At 71.2% G+C, this 7,296-nt stretch carries 6 protein-coding genes and 4 pseudogenes; 5 read left to right on the plus strand and 5 right to left on the minus strand.

The features are described 5' to 3' along the window. Positions 1-490, plus strand: a pseudogene (locus RIM90_RS29460) (hypothetical protein); the annotation flags it as partial. Between the two features lie 30 nt (positions 491-520). Further along, positions 521-634 (plus strand): annotated as a pseudogene (locus RIM90_RS29465) ((2Fe-2S) ferredoxin domain-containing protein); the annotation flags it as partial. 29 nt (positions 635-663) lie between these two features. Here RIM90_RS29465 and RIM90_RS29470 read toward each other — a convergent pair. The 4 genes and pseudogenes from RIM90_RS29470 to RIM90_RS29485 all read right to left on the minus strand — a co-directional run. Continuing rightward, complete coding sequence (locus tag RIM90_RS29470) at positions 664-1,248, minus strand: GNAT family N-acetyltransferase (RefSeq protein WP_309063798.1); 585 nt, start codon at positions 1,246-1,248, stop codon at positions 664-666. A 94-nt stretch (positions 1,249-1,342) separates the two neighbouring features. Next, entirely contained in the window at positions 1,343-2,812 is a 1,470-nt protein-coding gene (locus RIM90_RS29475) for a PepSY domain-containing protein (RefSeq protein ID WP_309063799.1), read from the minus strand. Positions 2,813-3,040: 228 nt separating this feature from the next. Further along, a complete protein-coding gene (locus RIM90_RS29480) occupies positions 3,041-3,760 on the minus strand; it encodes a hypothetical protein (protein WP_309063800.1) in 720 nt (239 codons plus the stop codon). A gap of 201 nt (positions 3,761-3,961) precedes the next feature. After that, a pseudogene (locus tag RIM90_RS29485) lies at positions 3,962-4,135 on the minus strand (hypothetical protein); the annotation flags it as partial. Positions 4,136-4,200: 65 nt separating this feature from the next. Here RIM90_RS29485 and RIM90_RS29490 point away from each other — a divergent pair. The 3 genes and pseudogenes from RIM90_RS29490 to RIM90_RS29500 all read left to right on the plus strand — a co-directional run bounded on the left by RIM90_RS29490 (position 4,201) and on the right by RIM90_RS29500 (position 6,722). Then, positions 4,201-4,922: pseudogene (locus RIM90_RS29490) on the plus strand (IS6 family transposase). 290 nt (positions 4,923-5,212) lie between these two features. Continuing rightward, complete coding sequence (locus RIM90_RS29495; RefSeq protein ID WP_309063801.1) at positions 5,213-5,869, plus strand: hypothetical protein; 657 nt, start codon at positions 5,213-5,215, stop codon at positions 5,867-5,869. 58 nt (positions 5,870-5,927) lie between these two features. Continuing rightward, entirely contained in the window at positions 5,928-6,722 is a 795-nt protein-coding gene (locus RIM90_RS29500) for a hypothetical protein (protein WP_309063802.1), read from the plus strand. A 91-nt stretch (positions 6,723-6,813) separates the two neighbouring features. On the opposite strand, the gene RIM90_RS29505 is transcribed toward RIM90_RS29500, so the two are convergent. Then, positions 6,814-7,296 (minus strand): transposase (locus RIM90_RS29505; RefSeq protein WP_309063803.1); only part of this gene is annotated, 483 nt, incomplete at its 5' end.

A 7,296-nucleotide genomic window follows, 5' to 3' on the forward strand; every position in this document is an offset into this window, starting at 1 on the left:
TGCTCAGCCAGGCGTTCGGGTGGTCGGGGCTGCTGTGGGCCTGGGGCACGGTCATGTTCGGCCTGCTGCTGTCGGGGCCGCGCCCGGCCCGGCTGCCGGTCTCCCGGCAGGTCCTGGAACGCTGGCACCGCACCACTAGCCTGACCAGCATGGCCCTGATGTTCGCGCACACCCTGATGTTCGCGGCCGAACACGTCCGCTACGAGCCCCAGTTGGCGTGGGCCGAACGGCTGTGGGCGGGCTGTGGCTGCTGCAACTTCCCGTCGCCGTTCTGCTGTTGCTCCGCCTGCTGCGGCCCGCCCGGCGGGCCGAGCGACTGGGCGCACTCAGGCGGCGCGAGGGCGCGTGGCTACCGGGCTGGGCGGTGCGGGCCGCCGGCCGGGTGGTCGCCGGGGCGGTCGTGGTGGGTCTGCTCGTCGTGGTGGCGTCCGGCCGTGACGGCGGCCGGGAACGCCCGGCCGAGCCGCGACCCGAGAGCCAGGAGACTCATGTCGTCGCCTCCTCGAAGGCCACCGGGGCGGATCTCCCCTCGCCGGAGGACATCGCCGCCTGGGTCCGGGCGGGCGGCCCCGGCGTCGCGCCCCGTCCGGAGATCCTCGGCCTGCACCCCTTCACTCCGCCGCGCCGCCGCACGGCTTCCTGGGCACCGGCGAGCGCTACGGCTTACAGGGGGAGCGGAGCGACGCCGCGGGCGGGATGGCGCGGGCCGAGGAAGACGACGATGCCCTTGCCGTCGGGGGACGGAAGGGTGGCCTGGGTCCAGCCCTGGCGGTGGTAGAAGGCCATCGCCCCGGGCGCCTGGACGGAGGTGAGCAGCCAGGAGCGGCCTTCGGGGGCGTCCTCGGTGACCGCCTCCAGCAGGCGCCCGGCGAGCCCGCTGCCCTGCGCGCCCGGCCGGACGGCGAGTTCGTCCACCTCGAAGGCTCCGCACAGCCAGTCGTCCGTCCGCCGGGCGCCGAGACTTACGGCGGCCTGCGGATAGCAACGGTCCGTGGGGAAGGGCGGAAGAGTGGTCCACCCGCTGGCGAAACCGGGCACGTCACGGCCGACGAAGGCGAGGGCTGCGGTGAAACCGGGGCGCTGCGCGTCGCGGGGGAGGCGCTCGGCGAACTCGGCCGCCTTCTCCTCGTCCTCGTTCCAAGGCGGTGCGCAGAAGGCGTCGACGTAGACCGAGCGCAGCGCGTCGGTGTGGGCGAGGACCTCCTGGCCGCGCAACACGCGCACGACGGGAACAGGTGGAGCGTTCACACGACTCTCCTCGTCCTGCAATCTGGCCCTTATTGCAATCAGTATGCAATAAGGGCCAGGCGGTCCCGCAAGGGGCTTCACCAGCGGCGTGAGGTCAGGAGTCCACGGCGGGGCGGCCTCCACGCCTCCGGTGCAGCAGCCCCAGCAGGGCGTCGAGGACCAGGAAGGCCAGCAGGGACCAGCCCAGCAGGGGGAAGGCCCAGCCGACGGTGATGATCAGCGGCACGGCCGCCGCCAGAGCGGACCACGGCAGCTGCCGCCACGCGCCGCGGGCGGGAGCGCGGCCCATCGGGGCGCGGCGGTCCCCACGGGTGGGCCGGCGCAGCCACCACATGCGGTAACCGAGCACGATGCCGACGGTTAGGCCGAGCGCGATCACCGCGAGGACGATCTGGTTCGCGAGACCGAACAGGGTGCCCATGTGGGCGCGCACCCCGAGGGTGCTGAGCTTGGCGAGCACCGGATGGTCCCCCCAGTCGACCCGCGCGGTGATCTCGCCGCTGTGCGGGTCCACGGCCGTCTGGTCCAGGCGGACGGGCCACAGTCCGTCGGTCTGGGCGACCGTCCAGGCGCTCTTGTCGTCCGCGGGCGTGCTGATCTCCACCGGGCCGTCGAGCCCCGCGGCACGGGCCTCCTCCAGGACCTGGTCCACGGTGAGCCCGGTCGGCAAGCCGCCCGGCGGGGCGGCTTCGTGCCCGCCGGAGTGGTCGTGCCCGGACGTGCCCTTCGAGCCGCCGGAGAGGGAGGTGTCCAGCTCAGGCGCGTAAGCGCTCAGAGAGGTGCGCAGGTCGGTGAAGCGCTCACCGGCGTAAGTCGACCAGGTCAGCCCGGTGGCGCTGAGGACCAGCAGGCCGGCCGAGACCCACACCCCGGTGACCGCGTGCAGACTGCGGCTGCGGCGCACACCCCGCGCCCCGCGCTCGGGCAGCACGGTGTTGTGCTTCGATCCGCCCGCGTAGGCGCGGCGGCGTCCGAACCACAGCAGCAGACCGCCCAGCACCAGCACCCACAGCCAGCTCGCGGCGAGTTCGGAGTACAGCCGTCCCGTCTCCCCGAGGTGGAGATGGCGGTGCAGGTCGTCCAGCCAGGTCGCCAGGGGCGTCGAACCGAACCACGTGGTCAGGGCGCCGCGCACCTCGCCGGTGTAGGGATCGACGTAGACGGTGCGCTGCTTGTCCTGCTCGGCGAGCTCGGGCACGGACAGCACGACCTTGGTGGTGTGGTCCGGCGCCTCGGCCGGGACGACCGTGGCGATGCTGCCCTCGGGATGGGCCTTGCGGGCGGCCGCTATCTGTTCAGTGAGCGGTTTCGCCGTGTCACCCACCTTCTCCACCCGCAACTGCTCGCTGTAGACGAGCTGGTCGAGCTGCGGTACGGCCGTGTACGCCAGCCCGGTCAGCGCGGCGACGAGCAGGAAGGGGGCGACCAGGACGCCGGCGTAGAAGTGCAGCCGGGTCAGCAGAGGCCACCAGCCGGAACGGGTGCGGCGGTCCGCGGTGCCGCCACCGCTTTTCGCCGGTGCGGTTGGAGTCCCGTCGGGGGAGGTGTCGGAGGTGGTGCTCATGAGCGGATTCAGCTCCTGAAGTCATGCCGGCCCGCACAAGGGCCGGAGTTCTGTTCACTGCCGGAAGGGCACGCGCCGCGCACGGTCGGCGCCGCGGGGAGCGGGCAGCACGGACCGACATGTGGCGTACGCGTGACAGCCGCCGCGTGCGGCCGGGTGGTCCCGGGACACGGGCGGGGGGAACACCGGCCGGGCGAGAGGCTGTCGGCGCCCTCGGTTTCGGCCGGATCAGTGGGTGAACAGAACGGGGGGCCCGCGCCGGGCGAGCGCGTGCCTCAGCACCCGGGTGCGCAACGACGCCTCGCGCTCCGCCCGGAAGCCCGGCGGGACGCGGCGGTGCGAGAGCTCCGCCCGGTACCGCGACCACCGCCGCAGCAGGACCAGGGCGTGCAGGACCGCGGACAGGGGCGCGCCCAGCACGCGGCCGAGCCGCCACACCAGGGCTTCTCCCTGGCGCAGCCACCAGGCGGCGCCGAGCGCGGCGGCCAGGTGCGCGAGCAGCATGAGCGGGCTGAGGTGGGCGGAGGCCATGGCCATGCCGACCGGTTCCGCCCCTGTCTCGGCGGCTCCTGTCACGACCCCGGAGCCGTGATGCCCCGCATGCAGCATGTGCCCCATATGTGCATCCGGTTCGCCGCGCCGTCCTTGCTGCGCGGAGGCGGAGGCGGAGGCGGGAGAGGGGACATGGGGGTGAGCGGGGCCGACGAGCGCGAACAGCAGGTGCAGCACTCCTTGCGTGACCGCGACCGCGCCTGCGATCTGGCCGAGGGTGCGCTCACGGCCGGCGAGGCGACCCACCGTGACGGCGACCGCCGTGCCACCGAGGGCGAGCAGAGTCAGAGGGGGGCGATGCCCACCGGCCAGGGCGTGACCGGTGGCCGCCAGCAGCACACACACCAGGCTGAACACCACCACCCGCGCAGCGCGGAGCAGGCCACGGTCGGCCATCACTTCTCCTCGCGCTCGTCGGGCGGCTCACACCTCTCGCGCACTCACTACGTGCGCGGGGCCGTCATCGTTCAATCGCCCACGGTATGGGCGGGGGGCGTGCGCGGCGGGGCCGCCAGAGCCTACCGCGGCTGAAATCGTCCGCACCAGTGGCCGGTGGGCCGGGACGCTCAACACCTCCCGGCCCACCGGAACCCCGCGTCAGGAGGTGGGCAGTTCGCCGCGGGCGGTGCGGGCCGCAGCGACCAGGTTCTCCGGGGAGGCGCGGGTCTCGAGCCAGCCGCGGGTCTTCAAACCGCAGTCGGGGTTGCCCCACAGCCGTTCGGCAGGAATCGTCTTGAGGCCGGTGCGCAGCAGTGCGGAGGCTTCCTCGGGGCACTGCCACGTTGGCTGACCGGATGGGGTGATCTTCTGGCCGGTCATGCTGGGAGGGGCCGTCCGTGGACAGCGCGCCGCCGTCGTACAAGGAGCACCGGTACCCGGTCGAGATCATCGCGCACCGTGTGTGGCTGTACCACCGCTTCCCGCTGTCGTTCCGCGAGGCCGAGGAACTGGTGCTCGAGCGGGGCGTGCTCGTCCCCTGTGAGACAGTCCGCCGTCGGTGCGCCAAGTTCGGGCAGGTCCATGCCGGCGCGCTGCGCCGTCGGCGGCCCCGGCCCGGGGACGAACGGCACCTGGACGAGGTCTTCGTCAAGATCAACGGAGAACGGGAGTACCTGTGGCGGGCCGTCGACGCCGACGGCACCGTCCTGGACGTCCTCGTACAGTCCCGTCGGGACAAGGCCGCGGCCCAGCGCTTCTTCCGCCACCTGCTGAAGAAGACCCGCGCGGTGCCACGAGTGATCGTCCCGGACGAGCTCAGCTCCTACGGCGCGGCCCACCGCGAGGTCATGCCCTTTCGTCGAGCACCGCTCGCACAAGGGCCTGAACAACCGGGCGGAGAACAGCCACCAGCCCACCCGGCAGCGTGAACGGGCGGGTGAAAGGCTTCCGCAGCGTCGGCGGATCCCAGCGGTTCCTGGCCGCGTTCAGCGGCATCTCCCCCCACTTCCGGCCCCGTCGCCACCTGATGACCGCCCCCGGCCACCGAGCCGAGACGACCAACCGCTTCGCCATCCGGGACCAGATCACCCGCACCGCCGACCGGCTCACCGCAGTCTGAATACACACTCGGACCGCGCGGCCACCGCGCCCTGGCACCTCATCAGACAGTCACGCACTCAACAACGTGACAACGCCATGGTTGGGCGTTGTCGGCGATGTTTGGTGGCCGTTCGGTTTTTCAACGGAGGTCGAGTGGCTGTTGGCGCCAGTTCTACGAGGCCGGAGAGCGAGAGCCGCTTTGCCTGCCGCAGTAGTGTGGGGCCGCATGACGGCTCTCGAGACCGACAGCACCGTAGACCTGGTTCCTGGCATGCCGCAGGAGCGGCACAGTCCTCGGGGAGAAGTGCTGTGACCGCAGTGGTGAGCGTGCGGCCGCCGGAGAACGGTCTCCTGGTCGAGCGGATCGTGTCGCTGGGGCGGCGGGAGGTCGTCTTCCGGGCGGACGAGGCCGTCGCCGAGAAGCTCGATGCGCTGGTGGCGCGTCTTTCCGACGTCGGCGTCGATGCCGTCGAAGGCGGGGAGATCGACCTGGGGTGGGACAGCATCCGGTTCGACGATCGTGACGGTGTGCTGATCGCGACGACCAAGGACGGTCACGACACCCGGCGCACGCGTCGGCGCGACGACGTGACGCAGCTGCTGTGGACGCTGTCGGCGCGGGACCGGGTAGCGCGACTGGCGAGGTTGGAGGCGTCCACGCCGACCCACTGGCACGACTCGCTCTACATGACCGTCGACATCCTCAGGACTGATCGCGTGCTTGAGTGCCGACGCGTCGACATCGGCGCCTCCACGCAGTGGTTCATCGGCGGCGAACCGTTCGACGAGAAGCTGGTCGACCAGCTCGCGGGCGACATCGCCCGCTGCGTCGAATTGTTCAAGTTCCGGCCTGAGGCCGCCGCGGTGCTGGGGCTGCCCGTCGGATACGTCGGCGTCGTCGACAAGGAACACGGGGTCATCGAGGCGAGGGACCCAAAGGACGCTGTCGTCTTCTCCGAACGGTGACGGTCCACGAGACCGAGAGGATACGGGAGCACAGGTTGAAGGAAGGAAGGCCGCGCACGTGACGCAGAGACGAACCGATCGGACAACTCCCGATCAGCAGCGACTGATCGATGTGGGTGTGGGGTACTGGCGGCGGATGGTGCCGGCAGATGCGCCGCTGGGTGTGGAGATCCTTCCAGACGACGATGCCGTGGTGGTGTCGCACGCGGTGCGTGGCGGTGGCCGTATCTACGTGGCGGCGGACGAGTCGGTGCTCTTCGCGGGTTCGTCCGCGCCGCCGCATGAGGCGATCGAGGTGTTCCGTTCGGGGCGGCGGACGCCGTCTGAGCAGTTCCGTCCGCGTGACGGCCGGGCGTCGGCCGCTGCGGCAGAGGATCTCTTCGCGTTGGAGTCTCTTCCTCGGCTTGAGGAAAGGCTGTTCACTCTCGCCGAGTCCAGGGGCTACCGGCGGGATCTGCTGCCGCCCCGTCGAGGGGACCAGCTCATCCACTTCGGGGACTTCGAGGCGTGGTACGACATGGTCCGCGCTGATGACGGCTACGTGGTGCGCAAGACGGACCGAGGTGTGACACGGCTGCTCGGCACTGCGACGCATGTGGAGGATGCCGCGCGGCTCTTCGTCGTCGCGTGCAGCTTCCCGTTGCGCACGGACGGGCTGTCGGTGGCGGAACTGCGGACGCGGATTCCTTCGGGTGTGGACGTGGTCGGGTTGGACGGCGGCGTGTTCGTCATCGAGTGGACGGACGGCGAACAGCACCGTGTCACGGTTGAGGCGGACTATCGGGCGTATCCCTTCGCGGCGGCGATCGGCCGATCCCTCGACGCGATGCTGAGCACCAGCTCCACCCGCTGAGACCCCGCGGCTCCCGAAGCCCCATCCGGCTCCCGTCCGTCAGGGCCCGCGCGACACCGAGCTCAACCTCCGCTGCGACAGGTCGGCTCGTCTATCGGCCGAGGGCAAGGTTGTGCAGGTGGGCGATTCCGCTCATCGCCTGATGGACGCCGTCGCCCTTCAAGCGGCAATCGCGGAGGATCTTCCAGGTCTTCATGCGGGCGAAGGCGTGCTCGACGCGGGCGCGGACCTGGCGGCGAGAAGCGGTGTGCTCTTCCTTCCAGGCTGGCAGTTCGCTCTGTCCGCGCTCGCAGCGGTGTGGGATGACCAGGCCGGTGCCCCGGTAGCCGCCGTCGGCAATGACGGTGGTGCGGCCGACGGCGTCCTTGGCCCCGGACGGTGCCCACACCTTGCAGTCGTTGCGGTTGCCGGGCAACGGCCGGCCGACCACGGCGACGCGTCGGGTGACGGCGTCGATGACGATCTGGTGGTTGGTGGAGTAGCGGTAGTTCTTCGACCGCTCGGCCACCGTGTGGTCGCGGGTGGGAACCAGGGTTCCGTCCACGACGAGGACGGTGTTCGTACGGAATCGCCT

It is taken from the genome of Streptomyces sp. (genome assembly GCF_031181555.1).
GTDB classification, from domain to species: Bacteria; Actinomycetota; Actinomycetes; order Streptomycetales; family Streptomycetaceae; genus Streptomyces; species Streptomyces fimbriatus.

Excerpts from the sequence above, each read along its gene's own strand:
- RIM90_RS29475 (WP_309063799.1), bottom strand. The coding sequence starts at position 2,812 with ATGAGCACCACCTCCGACACCTCCCCCGACGGGACTCCAACCGCACCG.
- RIM90_RS29480 (WP_309063800.1), bottom strand. The coding sequence starts at position 3,760 with ATGGCCGACCGTGGCCTGCTCCGCGCTGCGCGGGTGGTGGTGTTCAGC.